Source organism: Streptomyces sp. NPDC020807 (assembly GCF_040641575.1).
In the GTDB taxonomy this organism is placed as follows: domain Bacteria; phylum Actinomycetota; class Actinomycetes; order Streptomycetales; family Streptomycetaceae; genus Streptomyces.
In genome coordinates this window covers 67,043-82,961 of record NZ_JBFADU010000016.1, presented here as the reverse complement: position 1 = coordinate 82,961, position 15,919 = coordinate 67,043, and the positions used below count along the sequence as shown (strand labels likewise).

Here is a 15,919-nt window from a genome sequence, read left to right as displayed (position 1 = left end):
CCCGCCGCGCCCCCCTACAGGCTCACCCCGCCGCCAAACCCCCCTCACACAGCCCCCGCCGGGGGGGGGGGCGGGTCCCCCCCCCCCCCCCACCCCCGGCGCGCTTTCCGCACGATGCAGTCCCGCGACGGCGCGGTTCCGCACCGATGCAGTGATCAACGGCCCGCTCCCCCCGGGCCGTGCCCCGGTGGGCGCGGGAGCCCCAGAACCGCGAGGAATGAGACCATGACCGTGGACTCCCAGGGGACGGCGAGCGCCGCTCCTCAGGACGCGCCCGGGAGGGCGGCAGTGAAGTCCCTGACTCCGCCAGCCCCTTCCGGCTCGAAGGAAGTCCTTCAGCCCTCGCGACGCAGGCGCTCCCTGCCCAGCGGGCTGCTGCCCTACCTGCTGGTCGCGCCGGCGCTGCTGTCGATGGCGGCGCTGCTGCTCTACCCGCTGATCCGCAATGTGATCCTCTCCTTCCAGGGCCTGAACCGGAAGGAGTTCATCACCCGCGAGACGGTCTGGGTCGGCTTCGAGAACTACACGAACCTGCTGAAGGACGAGCAGTTCTGGACCGTCGCCGTCCGAAGCGTCGTCTTCACCGCCGTCAACGTCGCCCTCATCATGGCGATCGGCACCGGCATCGGCCTCCTCCTGAACCGCCTCGGCAAGAAGATGAAGCTCGTCCTCTCGCTGGCGCTGATGTTCGCCTGGGCCATGCCGATCATCGCCTCCGTGACCGTCTTCCGGTGGCTCTTCGACGAGCAGTTCGGTGTCGCGAACTGGGTCATGCGCACGCTCGGGTTCTCCGGCTACGACCAGCACAGCTGGTTCGAGACCGGCTTCTCCACCCTGGTCATCATCCTGATCCTGCTGGTCTGGGGCTCCGTCCCGTTCGTCGCCCTCAACATGTACGCCGCCCTGACCACCGTCGGGACCGAGCTGTACGAGGCCGCCAAGATGGACGGCGCGAGCGGCTGGCGCACCTTCTGGTCCGTGGTCTTCCCGAACCTGAAGTCCTTCTTCATGATCACGACGTTCCTGGAGATCATCTGGATCTTCAAGGCGTTCGCCCAGGTCTACGCGATGAACCAGGGCGGCCCCGACCACGGGTCCGAGACCCTCCCGGTCTTCGCGTACGTCGAGGGCGTCGGCCAGTTCCACTACGGTGTCGCCGCCGCCATCTCCATCCTGACGATCGTGATGCTCATCGCGGTCATGTCCTTCTACTTCCGCCTGATCCTGAAGCAGGAGGAGGAGCTGTGAGCACCACCACCGGCACCACCACCGACACGACCCGCACCCCGCAGAAGCTGCGCACCAGGAAGCCGCTGACGGTGGGCGCCGTCGCCAAGAACGTGACCGCCCTGGTCCTCGCGGTGATCTTCGTCTTCCCGGTCTACTGGATGTTCTCGTCCTCGCTGAAGCCCCAGCACGAGATCATGACGAAGGACCCCGTCTTCTTCTTCACGCCGACCTTCGACAACTACGTGACCGCCACCGGCGTCGACCTCTTCTGGACCTACGTCCGGAACAGCCTCGTGGTCACCATCGGCGCCGTGCTCCTCGCCCTCCTCGTGGCCCTCGCCGCGAGCTTCGCGATCGCCCGCATGAAGTTCAAGGGCCGCAAGGGCATCGTCCTCATCGTGATGATGGCGCAGATGGCCCCCTGGGAGGTCATGGTCATCGCGATGTACATGATCGCCCGCGACAGCGACATGCTGAACAGCATCCCGCTCCTGACGCTCATCTACTTCGTCATGGTCCTGCCCTTCACCATCTGGACCCTGCGCGGCTTCATCGCCGCCGTCCCGGTCGAGCTGGAGGAGGCGGCCCAGATCGACGGCTGCACCCGCGGCCAGGCCTTCCGCAAGGTGATCTTCCCGCTCCTCGCCCCCGGCCTCATGTCGACCTCGCTCTTCGGCTTCATCACCGCCTGGAACGAGTTCGCCATGATCCTCATGCTGAACAAGGAGCGCGAGTCGCAGACCCTGACGCTCTGGCTGACCCAGTTCCAGACCGCGTTCGGCAGCGACTGGGGCGCCACCATGGCCGCCTCCACGCTCTTCGCCCTGCCCGTGCTCATCGTGTTCCTCTTCCTCCAGCGCAAGGCCGTCGGCGGCATGACCGCCGGCGCGGTGAAGGGATAACGACGTCTCATGACCACACTCGTACACGGCGCCGACACCCTCACCAGGGACGCGCTCACGGTCCTCCAGCCGGGCTTCGCCGGCACGACCGCACCCGACTGGCTGCGCCGCCAGATCGGCGAGGGCCTGTCGTCGGTCGGCCTCTTCGGCCGGAACATCGCGAGTCCCGAGCAGCTCGCGGCGCTCACCGCCCAGCTGCGGGCCGAGCGGGACGACGTCCTCGTGGCCATCGACGAGGAGGGCGGCGACGTCACCCGCCTCGAGGTCAAGCAGGGCTCGTCCTTCCCCGGCAGCTACGCCCTCGGCAGCGTCGACGACGTCGAGCTCACCCGGGCCGTGGCCCGCGAGCTCGGCCGCCGGCTCGCGGCCTGCGGCGTGGACCTCAACTGGGCCCCCTCGGCGGACGTGAACTCCAACGCCGAGAACCCGGTCATCGGCGTCCGCTCCTTCGGACCGGACCCGGACCTCGTCGCCCGGCACACCGTGGCGTACGTCGACGGCCTCCAGGGCGTCGGTGTCGCGGCCTGCACGAAGCACTTCCCCGGACACGGCGACACCAACGTGGATTCCCACGACGCCCTGCCCCGGATCGATGTGGACCTCGCCACACTGCACGCCCGTGAGCTGGTACCTTTCCGCGCCGCCATCGCCGCGGGTACCAAAGCGGTCATGAGCGCGCATATCCTGCTCTCCGCGCTCGACCCACACCGTCCGGCCACCCTGAGCCCGCAGATCCTCACCGGTCTGCTGCGCCAGGAGCTGGGCTTCGAGGGGCTGATCGTCACCGACGGCATGGAGATGCAGGCCGTCGCGGCGACGTACGGCATCGAGCGCGGATCCGTCCTCGCGATCGCCGCGGGCGCCGACGCCATCTGCGTCGGCGGCGGGCTGTGCGACGAGGGCACCGTACTGCGGCTGCGCGACGCGCTGGTCAACGCGGTACGGACCGGTGAACTGCCCGAGGAGCGTCTGGCCGACGCGGCGGCGCGCGTGCGCGCCCTCGCGTCCTGGACCCAGGCGCACCGGGCCAGGGGGGCTGGATCGACGCCGGGCGCGGCAGTGCAGGAGGGGACCGCGCCCGGCGTCGATGTCGGACTCGTGGCGGCCCGCAGGGCCCTGAAGGTGACCCGCGGGGCCCAGCCGTACACGCCCGTCACCGAGGCCCCGTACGTGGCCTCCTTCACCCCCGTCGCGAACTTCGCGGTCGGCGACGAGACGCCCTGGGGCATCGCGGCGGAGCTGGAGCGCCTGCTGCCCGGCACGGAGACCGGCTCCTACGCCGACGCCTCCGTGGACGCCGTCCTCGCGGCGGCGGGGGAGCGCCGGATCGTCGCGGTCGTCCGCGACGCCCACCGCCACCCGTGGATGACCGCGGCCCTCGACGGGCTCCTGGCGGCCCGCCCGGACACGGTCGTCGTCGAGATGGGCCTCAACGAGGCGGAGCCCCGCGGGGCCCTGCACGTCGCCACGCACGGCGCCGCACGCGTCTGCGGCCGCGCGGCGGCCGAGGCGGTCGTCGGCTCCGGAGCCTGACGGACCAGGGGTACGAGAAAGGGGCCCGGCACCTCACAGGTGCCGGGCCCCTTTCCCGTACGGCGACCGCCGGCGGCGCTCAGGGCCCGTCCGGCGGATCGGGGTCGGACGGACCCTAGACGCCCTGCCAGGAGGGCTTGTTCGCGTAGGTGTGGCGGAAGTAGTCCGCGAGCTTCAGCTTGGACGCCGCGGCCTCGTCGACGACCACCGTGGCGTGCGGGTGCAGCTGGAGCGCGGAGGCCGGTACGAGCGCCGCGACGGGGCCCTCGACGGTCTGCGCGACGGCCTCGGCCTTGCCCTCGCCGGTGGCGAGCAGCACGAGGTGGCGGGCCTCCAGGATGGTGCCGATGCCCTGGGTGATGACGTGGTGCGGGACCTGCTCGATGTCGTTGTCGAAGAAGCGCGCGTTGTCGACCCGGGTCTGCTCGGTGAGCGTCTTGATCCGGGTGCGGGAGGCGAGCGAGGAGCACGGCTCGTTGAAGCCGATGTGCCCGTCGGTGCCGATGCCGAGGATCTGGAGGTCGACGCCGCCGGCCGCGGCCAGCGCCTTGTCGTACGCCTCGCAGGCCGCCTGGACGTCCTCGGCGGAGCCGTCGGGGCCCATGAAGGCCTCCTGGGAGAGCCCGAGCGGCTCGACGACCTGGCGGAGGACGGTGGAGCGGTACGACTCCGGGTGCCCGGACGGCAGGCCGACGTACTCGTCCAGCTGGGCGATCCGGGCCTTGGAGGCGTCCACGGCGCCGTCCTGGACCTGGGCGATCAGGGCGTCGTAGATCGGGATCGGGGTCGAGCCCGTGGCCACGCCGAGCAGCGCGTCGGGCTTGCGGCGCAGGAGGTCGGCGATGCCGTCCGCGATGAGCTCGCCGCCCGCCTTGGCGTCCTTGACGATGACAACTTCCACGCTGTGCCTGCCGATCTGGGAGGGCCTGCTGAAGGACCTGGTGGTATAGACCAATCAAAGCCAAATCTAGCAGAGGAGAGCCCTTCTCCCCATGCCGTTCCGCGGCGCGGACGGCATCGCCACCATCGTCGGTCGCACGGGTTCCGCCAGCCACTCGAACGTGCGCCGAAGGGGGTGCGGATCAGGGGGGAGAGGTGACGTCGGGGCGGGCGAGGGGCCCCGGAAACACCCGCGGGCCGCGGCGCCTGACGGGACCCTCAACCCGTCCGGCACCGCAGCCCGGAGTTGCTCGGCCGGGGGTGTGCGGTCCCGCGGCCGTGTGGGAGGTCTCGACGCAGTCAGGGCAGAGAGCGTCGGGTACCTCGTCCATCCTCCTGTGCGGGGAGGATGGAGGCTGTGTTGCGCTCATTGTGGACTAGACCATTCTTGTCTGTCCATCCACTCGAACGCGGTGGTTACCGGCCTATCCTCCAACACGGAAGCCCGGAGATCCAGGTTCACCGCCCCTGCAATTCCGCAGGTACCCTCGCACCGTGCCCTCCATGAACGACCTCGTCCGCCAGCACACAGCCCTGAGCGACTCCGACCTCGAGTGGCTCCACCTGCTGGTGTCGGAGTGGCAGCTGCTCTCCGACCTCTCCTTCGCCGACCTCGTCCTCTGGGTCCCGACCCTCGACGGCACGCGGTACGTCTCCGTCGCCCAGATGCGGCCCAACACCGGCCCCACCTCCTACCAGGACGACATGGTCGGCCACCTGGTGCCGCGCGGCCGCCGCCCGCTGCTGGACGCCGCCCTCGACGAGGGCCGGATCGTCCGCGAGGGCGACCCGGAGTGGCGCGAGGAGGTCCCGGTACGGGTCGAGTCCATCCCCGTGCGGAGGGAGGGCCGGGTCCTCGGCGTCATCGCCCGCAACACCAACCTGCTCACCGTCCGCACCCCCTCGCGCCTGGAGCTCACCTACCTCCAGTCCGCCTCCGACCTCGCGCAGATGATCGCGGCCGGAACGTTCCCCTTCCCGGGGGAGCAGGTCGACATGGACTCCTCGCCGCGCGCCGGCGACGGCCTCGTCCGCCTCGACGCCGAGGGCATCGTCCAGTACGCCTCGCCGAACGCCCTCTCCGCGTACCACCGCCTGGGGCTTGCCGCCGACCTCGTCGGCCAGCACCTCGGCCAGATCACCGCCGAGTTGGCCCCCTCCCGCGGCCCCGTCGACGAGGCCATGGTCAAGCTGGCCTCCGGCTACGCGCCCCGCGAGTTCGAGGTCGAGGGCAACGGGGGCGTGATCCAGCTCCGCGCGATCCCGCTCAAGCCCAAGGGCACCCGCATCGGTTCACTCGTCCTGCTCCGCGACGTCACCGAACTACGCCGCCGCGAGCGGGAGTTGATCACCAAGGACGCCACCATCCGGGAGATCCACCACCGGGTGAAGAACAACCTCCAGACGGTGGCGGCCCTTCTGCGCCTCCAGGCCCGCCGAATGGACTCCGACCGCGGCCGCGAGGCGCTCAACGAGGCGGTCCGGCGCGTGGGATCGATCGCCATCGTCCATGAGACGCTGTCCCAAAACCTGGACGAGCGCGTCGAGTTCGACGAGATCGCCGACCGCGTCATCGCGATGGTCGCGGAGATCTCCCCGGGCAAGGTCACCTGTCGGCGCAACGGCCGCTTCGGCATCCTCGACGCCGAGGTCGCCACCCCGCTCTCCATGGTCCTGACGGAAGTTCTGCAGAACGCCCTGGAACACGCCTTCTCCCAGGGCGAGCAGGGCACCGTCGAGGTCACCGCCGTCCGCGGCGAACCCCGCCGCGACGCCCGGCTCCTCATCACCGTCCTCGACGACGGCTGCGGGCTGCCCGAGGGCTTCGACCCGCAGCGGGCCGGCAACCTCGGCCTCCAGATCGTCCGGACGCTGGTGGAGGGGGAGTTGGGCGGCACCTTCGACATGGTCCCCGGTGCCGGGCGCGGCACGAAGGTCATTCTCGACATCCCCGTACAGCCGCAGAAGTGATCCACCGAACCGACCCGGAGCCGTTCGCGTCCGGGTCGGTACGGCAGCGAGCCCCGGACCGAAGGGAATCGGTCCGGGGCTCGAATGCTGTGGGTTACTGCTGCGCGCTGCTACACGAGGGCGGTGATTGCATACGCGACGTATGCGCCGACGGCCTCAGGCTGTGCGGGGTGCTTCAGGCGCTGGCGTTGCGCGCCCGGTTGCGAGCGGCGCGGCGCTTCATCGCGCGGCGCTCGTCCTCGCTGAGGCCACCCCAGACGCCGGAGTCCTGGCCGGACTCGAGCGCCCACTGCAGGCACTGCTCCATGACGGGGCAGCGGCGGCAGACGGCCTTGGCTTCCTCGATCTGCAGCAGCGCAGGACCGGTGTTGCCGATGGGGAAGAACAGCTCGGGGTCTTCCTCACGACAAACGGCGTTGTGACGCCAGTCCATGGCTGCTACCTCTCTTGGTGTGACATGCATGTTGCTTGTGAATGTGAACGCTTTCACGAATCCCCCCGCAAGGGAAGGGCCGACTGCCAGATGAACTGGTGTGGTCCAGGTGTTGAGGAGGGGTTCTGGCTCTCAGTGGAGGCCGGTCTTGCGGGCCGTCCCGATCGCCAAGAAGAGACTCGCAAACCTCGGCAACGGATACAACCCCTTCCGGAAAGTTTTTTTTGATTCCTCGGTGTCGGCTAGGTCACAGCCGTACTTCTAAGGGGTGGATGCCAGCCTAAACGTTCGAGTGAAAGGACTTTGGGCCCTTCCACTCACACAATCACACGCAGTGCATGGCGTACGCCTGTGAACGTCACGCTCGTACGCAGTCCCAGGTGGTCTCCGTCCATCTGGAGGGGGAGCGGAACCTTGGAATGCAAGGTGAAGTCGGTCAGGTCGTGCAGGGTCAGGGCGTGCTTGCCCCGGGGACCCCGTTCGGGCGTGGAAGTGAGCAGCTGGGTCGCGTACCGGGCGACCGCCGGCGTGGAGAGGCGGCTCAGACCGAGCACGTCGAGAGCGGTGTCGAAGGACGCCTCCGGGGACGCGTACACCGGGCGATTGCCCAGGTAGGTCCAGGGGGAGGTGTTGCAGATTATGGAGAGGACGAGGTCCTCGACCGGCTCCGCGCCGGGCCGCTCCAGGGTGATCGTGCCGTGCCTCCGGTTCGGCTCCTCCAGGAACTGGCGGAACACCTGGCGGAGGTAGAGGGCGTGGGTGGATCTCCGCCCGCGCTCCCTCTGCTGTTCGACCCGTCCGATGACGCTCGCGTCGAAACCGAGCCCGGCGCAGAACGTGAACCAGCGCGAGGGCACCGACTCGTCCTCGGTCCCCGGCGTCCCCGAGGCCTGCCCGAGGCTCACCGTGCGTGCCCGCCGTTCGCGCAGCGCGTCCAGGAGGGCGCCGGTCGCCTCCACCGCGTCGTTCGGCAGCCCGAGCGCGCGGGCGAAGACGTTGGTCGAACCGCCCGGGACGACCGCGAGTCCCGGCAGCCGCTCCGGATCGGGCCCGTCGTGCAGCAGCCCGTTCACGACCTCGTTCACCGTGCCGTCGCCGCCGAGGGCCACGACCAGGTCGATGTTCCCGGAGTCGGCGGCCCGCCGCCCCAGGTCGCGCGCGTGCCCGCGGTACTCGGTGGTGACCGCCTCCAGCTTCATCTCGCTCGCGAGGGCGTGGATGAGCACGTCACGGGTGCGGGCACTGGTGGTGGTGGCTGCCGGATTGACCACGAGAAGTGCGCGCATGTGCGTCAGCGTACCTACCCGGCGGTACCGAGCGCAGTCCCGCCCGGTCGATGGACACCGACGGGGGCCGACCCGAGGGCCCGCGGCCCCCGGCTACCCTGCCCTGTATGAGCAGCAGTACGGAGCAGACCGCCGCCCCCACGAGCCCTGGCCGTCCCACCCGCCTCGCCGCCGCGGCGGCCGTGGCCGGGATCGAGGCCCTCGGGCTCCTCGCCGGGGGCGTGTACATGCTGGTGCGCTCGCTGACGGACGGGACCGGCGACCTCACCGGCGCGCTGACCGGCGCCGTGACGCTCGTCGCACTCGGCCTGATCCCGCTCGCCGCCGCCCGCGGCCTGTGGCTCGGCCGCTCCTGGAGCCGCGGCCCCGCCGTCATCACCCAGATCCTGGCGCTGCCGGTCGCCTGGCAGATGCTCCAGGCGAACAGCGCGATGATCCCGGCCGGCATCGCGCTCGGCGTCCTCGCCGTGACCGGACTCGTCCTCCTGGTGAACCCGGCCACGACCGAGGCGCTCGGCATCCGACGCCCGGGAGAGTAGGACCCGCGCCCTACTCCTCAACCAGAAGTTTCTCCCGCAGCGACGCCAGGGTCCGAGCCAGCAGACGAGAGACGTGCATCTGGGAGATGCCGACCTCCTGCGCGATCTGCGACTGCGTCATGTTCCCGAAGAACCGCAGCAGCAGGATCCGCTTCTCCCGGGGCGGCAAGTCCTCCAGGAGCGGCTTGAGCGACTCGCGGTACTCGACGCCCTCCAGCGCCTCGTCCTCCGCGCCCAGGGTGTCCGCGACCGCCGGCGACTCGTCGTCCGTGTCCGGGACGTCCAGGGAGAGCGTCGAGTAGGCGTTGGCCGACTCCAGCCCCTCCAGGACCTCCTCCTCGGAGATCCCGAGCCGCTCCGCCAGCTCGTGCACCGTCGGCGAGCGGCCGTGCTGCTGCGAGAGCTCCGCCGTCGCCGTCGTCAGCGAGAGCCGCAGCTCCTGGAGGCGGCGCGGCACGCGGACCGCCCACCCCTTGTCGCGGAAGTGGCGCTTGATCTCGCCGACGACGGTCGGGGTCGCGTACGTCGAGAACTCGACCCCGCGCTCCGGGTCGAACCGGTCCACCGACTTGATCAGGCCGATGGTCGCGACCTGGGTCAGGTCGTCGAGCGGCTCGCCGCGGTTGCGGAAGCGCCGGGCCAGGTGCTCCACGAGCGGCAGGTGCATCCGGACCAGCCGGTTGCGCAGCTCGGCCTTCTCCGGGGAGCCCTCGGGGAGCTCGCGGAGCTCCACGAAGAGGGCGCGCGCACCGCTCCGGTCGGTCGGGGACGGGATGTCCTCGGGTGCGGGGCCGGACTCGGCGTCGGTGTCGGCGCCCGCGTCGGCGTGCTCCTCGGTGACGGCGGCCTCGGCCGGGGCCCCGGCCTCCGTACCGGCGGCCTCCGTACCTGCCTCCGTAGCTGCGGCCTCCGCACCGGACGCCTCGACGGCGCCGGCCGAGTGCGCGGGCTCGGGCGCGGGCGCGCCGGAGACGCCGGCCGTCCCGGAAACCTCGTCGTGCTGTGCGTGCTCGCTCATCTGGTCCGCCTGCTCCGTAGCGACCGTGTTCGGCCGCGCCTGCTGCTCAGGGATGCCGGCCGTCGCGTCCCCGCTCCTCACGCCGGGCCTGGCCCCGCGCCGCGCTGTTTGTACAGGCTGATCGAGACCGTACGGTCCTCCGCCACCGTCGACTCCACCTTCCCGGCCAGCGCCGACAGCACCGTCCAGGCGAAGGTGTCCCGCTCGGGCGCCCGGCCGTCGGTGGTCGGGGCGGAGACCGTCACGTCGAGCGAGTCGTCGACGAGCCGGAAGACGCAGCTGAGGACGGACCCCGGCACGGCCTGCTGCAGCAGGATGGCGCAGGCCTCGTCGACCGCGATCCGCAAGTCCTCGATCTCGTCGAGGGTGAAGTCCAAGCGCGCCGCGAGGCCGGCCGTGGCCGTACGCAGCACGGAGAGATAGGCACCCGCAGCCGGCAGCCGGACTTCCACGAAGTCCTGGTTCCCGGGCTCGCCTGTGATCTGGGACACCCTCACCTCCAAGGTGGCACAAGCTCATTCGGGGTCCGGGGGGAGTGGCCCCGGACCGGGCGGTGCGCAGGGAACTGCGCGGTCCGCCGTGACGCTATCGCGATCCGTCCCGCCGTGTCGTCGCGAGCTCCGACCCCCGGACACGGCCCGTCACCCATGGTAGGCCCACGGACGCGGACAGTGGATAGGGGGCTGCGAGGCCGAAAACGAGCGACGGGCGGAGGGGTGACGTACCCAAGCGGGAGCCGCCCGAATCCCACCGGCGCGAGCCGCCCGCCCCACCGGCGGTGGCCGCGCGAACCCGCCGGCCGGGGCGGGCCGGGACCGTCAGACGATCGACCCGTCCACGAAGCACCAGCGCCAGGCCTCGCCCGGCTCGAAGGTCCGCATCACCGGGTGTCCGGTCGCGGAGAAGTGCCCCGTGGCGTGCCGCCCGGCCGACGAGTCGCAGCACCCGACGTGCCCGCAGCTCAGACAGAGCCGCAGCTGGACGGGGTGCGTCCCGTCCGCAAGGCACTCGGGGCAGGTGTCGGCCAGCGGCGCCGGTTCGGGGCGCGGCATGTCGGCAACGTGCGGGCACTCGCTCATGATGGCCAGGTTACGTTGCGGCACGAGACGGGGACGGGCATGGACGCACTACGGCTGGTGGGGCTGGTGGCGGTGAGCGCCGCGATCGCGGGGCTCGCCCGGAGGACACCGGTGCCCGCGCCCCTGCTCCTGGTCGCGGCCGGCCTCGTCGCCTCGTACGTCCCCGGGGTGCCGGACTACGCCCTCGACCCGCACATCGTGCTCCCGCTGATCCTGCCGCCGCTCCTCTACACGGCCGCCGTCGAGTCCTCGTACCTCGACCTGCGGGCCAACATCCGGCCCGTCGCCCTGCTCTCCGTCGGGTACGTCCTCTTCGCCACCGTGGCCGTCGGCTGGCTCGCGTACGAGCTGGTCCCCGACCTGCCGCTGACCGCGGCGCTCGTCCTCGGCGCGGTCGTCGCCCCGCCGGACGCGGTCGCCGCCACGGCGATCGCCCGCAAGCTCGGCCTGCCGAACCGGATCACCACGATCCTCCAGGGCGAGTCCCTGGTGAACGACGCCACCGCCATCACCGCCTACAAGGTCGCCCTCGCGGCGGCGATCGGCGAGGGCATCAGCTGGGCCGGCGGCATCGGGGAGTTCGCGCTCGCGGCCCTCGGCGGCGTCGGCGTCGGCCTCGTCCTGATGGTCCCCATCCACCTGCTCCGCCGGGGCCTGCGCGACTCGCTCCTCCAGAACACCCTGTCGCTCCTCATCCCCTTCGTCGCGTACGCGGCGGCCGAGGAGGTGGGCGCCTCCGGAGTGCTCGCCGTCGTCGTGGTCGGCCTCTTCCTCGGCCACCGCGCGTGGGAGGTCGACTTCGCGACCCGGCTCCAGGAGGAGGCCGTCTGGAAGATGGTCGCCTTCATCCTGGAGTCCGCCGTCTTCGCCCTGATCGGCCTCCAGCTGCCGTACGTCGTGCAGGGCCTCGGCCGCTACAGCGTGGGCGAGGCGGTCTGGTACGCGGTCGGGGTCTTCGTCGCGGTGGTCGTGGTCCGCTTCGTCTGGGTCTACCCGGCCACCTTCCTGCCCCGCTGGCTCTCCGCGCGCGTCAGGGAACGCGAGCCGGGGGTGGACTGGAAGGCGCCGCTCGTCGTCGGCTGGGCCGGCATGCGCGGCGTCGTCTCCCTCGCCATCGCCTTCTCCATCCCCGTCGTCACGGACGGCGTGGAGTTCCCGGCGCGCAACCTCGTCCTCTTCCTCACCTTCACCACCGTCATCGGCACCCTGGTCGTCCAGGGCCTCACCCTGCCGCCCCTCATCCGCGCCCTGAAGCTCCCCGGCCGCGACCGGTACGCCGAGACCCTCGCCGAGGCACAGGCCCAGAGCGAGGCGTCCCGGGCCGCCGAGGAACGCCTCGACGAGCTCCTCGCCGACCGGCGCAACGCCCTCCCGCAGCCCCTCGCGGAACGGCTGCGCACGGTTCTGGAGCGGCGCAGGAACTCCGTCTGGGAGCGGCTCGGGGCGGTCAACGAGGTCACCGGCGAGACCGTGGACGCCACCTACCGGCGGCTCTCCCGGGAGATGATCGACGCCGAGCGCGAGGTCTTCGTCCAGCTGCGGGACGCCCGCCGGATCGACGACGAGATGATGCGTACGCTGCTCCGCCGCCTCGACCTGGAGGAGGCGGCCGCGTACCGCGAGGAGGCGGCGGACTAGGGCCTGTCCGGCGGACTTCTAGGGGGCGTGCGTGAGTTCGGGGGCGCCCGTCACCACCGCCGCGAGCCGGGTGCCCGCCGGGAACGCGCCCTCCTCGGCGAGGGTGACGAGTCCGTACAGCATTTTGGCCACATACAGCCGCTCGATGGCGAGTCCGTGCCGCGCCTCGAAATCCTGCGCGAACGCGTCGAGGACCGGGGTCGTACGGGCGTAACCGCCGCCGTGGAAGCGCTCGTCGAGCGCCCACTCCCCGCGCGGCCCGCCGAACGCGGCCTCCTGCAGGGCGCGGACCTCCCCGCCCAGGAAACCGCCCTTGAGGACCGGCACACCGATCGCCCGCTGCCCGGGCGGGAGCCCGGCCGCGAGGCCCGCCAGGGTGCCGCCCGTGCCGCAGGCGACGGCGACCACGTCCGCGGCCCCGGCGAGCTCGCGGCCGAGCTCCACGCACCCGCGTACCGCGCGCGTGTTGCTGCCTCCCTCCGGGACGACGTACGTCCCCTCGGGGGCCCGTTCCAGGAGCGCGGCGAGCGTCGCCGGGTCGTTCTTCGCCCGGTACGTGGTCCGGTCGACGAACTCCAGGCGCATCCCGTCAGCCGCGCATTGCGCGAGCGAGGGGTTGAGCGGGCGCCCCGCCAGCTCGTCGCCGCGCACGATCCCGATCGTCGGGAAACCGAGGAGACGGCCGGCCGCGGCCGTCGCGCGCAGGTGGTTCGAGTACGCGCCGCCGAAGGTCAGCACGGGCCGGCCGTCGGCGGCGGCCAGGTTGAGCGCGAGCTTGCGCCACTTGTTGCCCGGCAGGTCCGGGTGGATGAGGTCGTCGCGCTTGAGCAGCAGCGTGAGGCCGCGCCGGGCGAAGCGCTCGTCCTCCACCGGCTCCAGGGGCGAGGGGAGCCGGGGCCGCAGACGGGAGAGGTCGAACGCGTTCACCGGGCCATTGTCGTCGCCAGGCGAAGGACCGTCCGCCCGGCGCGGGGCAGTCCGCCCGGCGAAGGACCGTCCGCCCGGCACGGGGCAGTCCGCACGTGCGGGACCGGCCGGCCCGCGCCGGGACCGGCCGGCCCCGCGCGCGTGCGTCAGCGCAGCCGGTCGGCGACCCGCTGCCGCATCGAGGCCATCGTGAAGCCGCGCGGGTCCACCTTGCCCGGCTGCCACTCCAGGTGCCCGATCACCGAGCGGTGGGTCCAGCCGTGCACCCGGCACACGGCGGCCGCCGCCTTCGCGATGGCGTCCAGCTGGACCTTGGGCCAGGGGTCGACGCCGTCGCCGAGGTTCTCGCACTCGAAGCCGTAGAAGTGCCGGTTGCCGTCGGTCGTGGCCTCGTCGTCGGGCGGCAGCCCCTGCTCGGCGACGACCGCGCGGAGCACGTCGTCGTCGCCGAGGCCCGCGTGGTTGGCGCGGCCGTACCCGACGAGGTGGACCGTGCCGTCCTTGGCGACGACCCCGTGGCAGAGCGGCCCCGGCAGCCCCTCGTAACCGTCCCGGCAGATGCGGACGGTCGACGCGGTGCCCCGCGTGACGGTGTGGTGGATCATCACGCCGTGCACCGGGCCCCAGGCGCCCTTGTGGTTGCGGTTGTGGCTGGTCCAGTCGCCGACCTGGACGACCGTCAGGCCCTCGTCGCGCAGCGCGTCGAGGAACCTGTTCGCGGACATGGGGGAGGCCATGGACGACTCCTTCCGGAGAGCGGGGGGTTTCCACCGGAGTACCGGAGCGCACCGCTCCGCGACCATCCGTTCGGACGGTGTGCGATCCGATCCGGACAGCGGCCCGTGAGGCCCGTGCGGCGCCGCTGTTCGGAGGGGAAATCACGCGACTTGCCCCGAAGATCGTCGAACAGTCCCACCCGTTTGTGTAATGGCGCACGCACAGTCCGTGCTGGAAGGCTTTCTCCCGACACTCAGTCATACGAGAGGGAGTTCCATGTCCGTTGGTTCGGTTGGCGACGAGGTCCGCGTGGACCAGGCACCGCAGCAGAGTCTCGGTACCGCCGCCGCGCGGAACCTCGCCACGACCACCAAGTCCGCCCCGCAGATGCAGGAGATCACCTCCCGGTGGCTGCTGCGGATGATGCCGTGGGTGCAGGTGCAGGGTGGTACGTACCGGGTGAACCGCCGGCTCAGCTACTCCGTGGGCGACGGCCGGGTCACCTTCGTCCAGACGGGGCAGCGAGTCGCGGTCATCCCCGCCGAGCTCGGCGAACTCCCCGCCCTGCGCGGCTACGAGGACGAGGCGGCCCTGACCGAGCTCGCCTCCCGCTGCACCCAGCGGGAGTACGCCGCGGGCGAGGTCATCGCCACCCGCGGCGCGGAGAACGACCGCGTGGTCCTCCTCGCCCACGGCCGCATCGAGCAGATCGGCGAGGGGCCCTACGGGGACGAGGCCGTCCTCGGCGTCCTCGCCGACGGCGCCTACCTCGGCGAGTCCGCGCTCGTCGACGACACCGCCGTCTGGGAGTGGACCGCCCGCGCGGCCACCGCCTGCACGGTCCTGGAGCTCACCCGCGCCGACGTGCGCAACCTCGCCGACCGCGCCGTCTCGCTCGCCGCCCACCTCGCGACCGTCGCCGCCCTGCCCGACCAGCGGACCAACAGCTACGGCGAGGCCGCCATCGACCTCTCCGCCGGCCACGTCGGCGAGGCCGTCGTCCCGCACACGTACGTGGACTACGACGCCAAGCCCCGCGAGTACGAACTCAGCGTCGCCCAGACCGTCCTGAAGGTCCACAGCCGCGTCGCCGACCTCTACAACCAGCCGATGAACCAGACCGAGCAGCAGTTGCGGCTCACGGTCGAGGCGCTCCGCGAGCGCCAGGAGTACGAGCTCGTCAACAACAAGGAGTTCGGCCTCCTCGCCAACTGCGACTACGGCCAGCGGCTCCAGCCGCACGACGGCGCCCCCAGCCCGGACGACATGGACGAGCTGCTCTCCCGCCGCCGGGGATCGAAGCTCTTCCTCGCCCACCCGCGCGCCATCGCCGCCTTCGGGCGCGAGCTCAACAAGCGCGGCCTGGTGCCCGAGACGATCGACATGAACGGCAACCGCATCCCGACGTGGCGCGGTGTCCCGATCTTCCCGTGCAACAAGATCCCGGTCTCCGACGCCCGGACCACCTCGATCATCTGCATGCGTACGGGCGAGGCCGACCAGGGTGTGATCGGCCTGCACCAGACCGGCCTGCCCGACGAGATCGAGCCGAGCCTCTCCGTCCGCTTCATGGGCATCGACGAGCAGGCGATCATCTCCTACCTCGTCACCGCCTACTACTCCGCCGCCGTCCTCGTCCCGGACGCCCTGGGCGTCCTGGAGAACGTCGAGGTCAGCCGCTGGCGCTGAGCCGGTGACGCCCGGGGG

The 15,919-nt window shown here is 71.5% G+C and carries 15 protein-coding genes; 7 read left to right on the top strand and 8 right to left on the bottom strand.

Translation table 11 applies throughout. From position 1 onward, the window contains the following. Window positions 1-225 precede the first annotated feature (225 nt). The 3 genes from AB0G79_RS22595 to AB0G79_RS22585 are packed head-to-tail and all read left to right on the top strand — an operon-like array spanning window position 226 to window position 3,665. Window positions 226-1,248, top strand: coding sequence for a sugar ABC transporter permease (locus AB0G79_RS22595; RefSeq protein WP_360809143.1), 1,023 nt, complete (start codon window positions 226-228; stop codon window positions 1,246-1,248). 47 nt (window positions 1,249-1,295) lie between these two features. Beyond that, window positions 1,296-2,132, top strand: a complete 837-nt coding sequence (locus tag AB0G79_RS22590; RefSeq protein ID WP_360809278.1) for a carbohydrate ABC transporter permease — start codon at window positions 1,296-1,298, stop codon at window positions 2,130-2,132. Window positions 2,133-2,141: 9 nt separating this feature from the next. Then, complete coding sequence (locus AB0G79_RS22585) at window positions 2,142-3,665, top strand: glycoside hydrolase family 3 protein (protein ID WP_360809141.1); 1,524 nt, start codon at window positions 2,142-2,144, stop codon at window positions 3,663-3,665. Window positions 3,666-3,780: 115 nt separating this feature from the next. Here AB0G79_RS22585 and nagB read toward each other — a convergent pair whose 3' ends face one another. Further along, complete coding sequence (gene nagB / locus AB0G79_RS22580) at window positions 3,781-4,566, bottom strand: glucosamine-6-phosphate deaminase (protein ID WP_360809139.1); 786 nt, start codon at window positions 4,564-4,566, stop codon at window positions 3,781-3,783. Between the two features lie 542 nt (window positions 4,567-5,108). On the opposite strand from nagB, the gene AB0G79_RS22575 reads away from it, so the two are divergent. Then, window positions 5,109-6,575, top strand: a complete 1,467-nt coding sequence (locus AB0G79_RS22575; RefSeq protein WP_360809276.1) for a PAS domain-containing sensor histidine kinase — start codon at window positions 5,109-5,111, stop codon at window positions 6,573-6,575. A gap of 175 nt (window positions 6,576-6,750) precedes the next feature. Here AB0G79_RS22575 and AB0G79_RS22570 read toward each other — a convergent pair whose 3' ends face one another. Both AB0G79_RS22570 and AB0G79_RS22565 read right to left on the bottom strand, forming a co-directional pair. Beyond that, complete coding sequence (locus AB0G79_RS22570) at window positions 6,751-7,008, bottom strand: WhiB family transcriptional regulator (protein ID WP_003953983.1); 258 nt, start codon at window positions 7,006-7,008, stop codon at window positions 6,751-6,753. A gap of 317 nt (window positions 7,009-7,325) precedes the next feature. Continuing rightward, entirely contained in the window at window positions 7,326-8,294 is a 969-nt protein-coding gene (locus tag AB0G79_RS22565) for a diacylglycerol kinase family protein (RefSeq protein WP_360809137.1), read from the bottom strand. A 107-nt stretch (window positions 8,295-8,401) separates the two neighbouring features. Between AB0G79_RS22565 and AB0G79_RS22560 the strand changes: the two genes are divergently transcribed. Next, the gene (locus AB0G79_RS22560; protein WP_360809135.1) at window positions 8,402-8,833 is read left to right on the top strand and encodes a hypothetical protein; all 432 of its coding nucleotides are present in this window, start codon (window positions 8,402-8,404) and stop codon (window positions 8,831-8,833) included. Window positions 8,834-8,843: 10 nt separating this feature from the next. On the opposite strand, the gene AB0G79_RS22555 is transcribed toward AB0G79_RS22560, so the two are convergent. The 3 genes from AB0G79_RS22555 to AB0G79_RS22545 all read right to left on the bottom strand — a co-directional run bounded on the left by AB0G79_RS22555 (window position 8,844) and on the right by AB0G79_RS22545 (window position 10,930). Further along, window positions 8,844-9,932 carry an RNA polymerase sigma factor SigF gene (locus tag AB0G79_RS22555; RefSeq protein ID WP_360809133.1) on the bottom strand — a complete coding sequence of 363 codons (1,089 nt, stop codon included), beginning with the start codon at window positions 9,930-9,932 and terminating at the stop codon, window positions 8,844-8,846. Further along, a complete protein-coding gene (locus AB0G79_RS22550) occupies window positions 9,929-10,342 on the bottom strand; it encodes an anti-sigma regulatory factor (RefSeq protein ID WP_360809131.1) in 414 nt (137 codons plus the stop codon). The genes AB0G79_RS22555 and AB0G79_RS22550 overlap by 4 nt, the downstream gene beginning before the upstream one ends. Window positions 10,343-10,669: 327 nt before the next feature. Further along, the gene (locus AB0G79_RS22545) at window positions 10,670-10,930 is read right to left on the bottom strand and encodes a UBP-type zinc finger domain-containing protein (protein WP_360809129.1); all 261 of its coding nucleotides are present in this window, start codon (window positions 10,928-10,930) and stop codon (window positions 10,670-10,672) included. A 39-nt stretch (window positions 10,931-10,969) separates the two neighbouring features. Between AB0G79_RS22545 and AB0G79_RS22540 the strand changes: the two genes are divergently transcribed. Beyond that, a complete protein-coding gene (locus AB0G79_RS22540) occupies window positions 10,970-12,568 on the top strand; it encodes a Na+/H+ antiporter (RefSeq protein WP_360809127.1) in 1,599 nt (532 codons plus the stop codon). A gap of 18 nt (window positions 12,569-12,586) precedes the next feature. On the opposite strand, the gene AB0G79_RS22535 is transcribed toward AB0G79_RS22540, so the two are convergent. Continuing rightward, a complete protein-coding gene (locus tag AB0G79_RS22535; RefSeq protein ID WP_360809125.1) occupies window positions 12,587-13,495 on the bottom strand; it encodes a pyridoxal-phosphate dependent enzyme in 909 nt (302 codons plus the stop codon). Between the two features lie 146 nt (window positions 13,496-13,641). Then, window positions 13,642-14,232 carry an N-acetylmuramoyl-L-alanine amidase gene (locus tag AB0G79_RS22530; protein WP_360809122.1) on the bottom strand — a complete coding sequence of 197 codons (591 nt, stop codon included), beginning with the start codon at window positions 14,230-14,232 and terminating at the stop codon, window positions 13,642-13,644. Window positions 14,233-14,488: 256 nt separating this feature from the next. On the opposite strand from AB0G79_RS22530, the gene AB0G79_RS22525 reads away from it, so the two are divergent. Further along, window positions 14,489-15,901, top strand: a complete 1,413-nt coding sequence (locus AB0G79_RS22525; RefSeq protein WP_360809120.1) for a family 2B encapsulin nanocompartment shell protein — start codon at window positions 14,489-14,491, stop codon at window positions 15,899-15,901. Window positions 15,902-15,919 lie beyond the last annotated feature (18 nt).

Excerpts from the sequence above, each read along its gene's own strand:
- AB0G79_RS22595 (WP_360809143.1), top strand. The coding sequence starts at position 226 with ATGACCGTGGACTCCCAGGGGACGGCGAGCGCCGCTCCTCAGGACGCG.
- AB0G79_RS22585 (WP_360809141.1), top strand. The coding sequence starts at position 2,142 with ATGACCACACTCGTACACGGCGCCGACACCCTCACCAGGGACGCGCTC.
- AB0G79_RS22575 (WP_360809276.1), top strand. The coding sequence starts at position 5,109 with ATGAACGACCTCGTCCGCCAGCACACAGCCCTGAGCGACTCCGACCTC.
- AB0G79_RS22570 (WP_003953983.1), bottom strand. The coding sequence starts at position 7,008 with ATGGACTGGCGTCACAACGCCGTTTGTCGTGAGGAAGACCCCGAGCTG.
- AB0G79_RS22565 (WP_360809137.1), bottom strand. The coding sequence starts at position 8,294 with ATGCGCGCACTTCTCGTGGTCAATCCGGCAGCCACCACCACCAGTGCC.
- AB0G79_RS22560 (WP_360809135.1), top strand. The coding sequence starts at position 8,402 with ATGAGCAGCAGTACGGAGCAGACCGCCGCCCCCACGAGCCCTGGCCGT.
- AB0G79_RS22545 (WP_360809129.1), bottom strand. The coding sequence starts at position 10,930 with ATGAGCGAGTGCCCGCACGTTGCCGACATGCCGCGCCCCGAACCGGCG.
- AB0G79_RS22540 (WP_360809127.1), top strand. The coding sequence starts at position 10,970 with ATGGACGCACTACGGCTGGTGGGGCTGGTGGCGGTGAGCGCCGCGATC.
- AB0G79_RS22530 (WP_360809122.1), bottom strand. The coding sequence starts at position 14,232 with ATGGCCTCCCCCATGTCCGCGAACAGGTTCCTCGACGCGCTGCGCGAC.
- AB0G79_RS22525 (WP_360809120.1), top strand. The coding sequence starts at position 14,489 with ATGTCCGTTGGTTCGGTTGGCGACGAGGTCCGCGTGGACCAGGCACCG.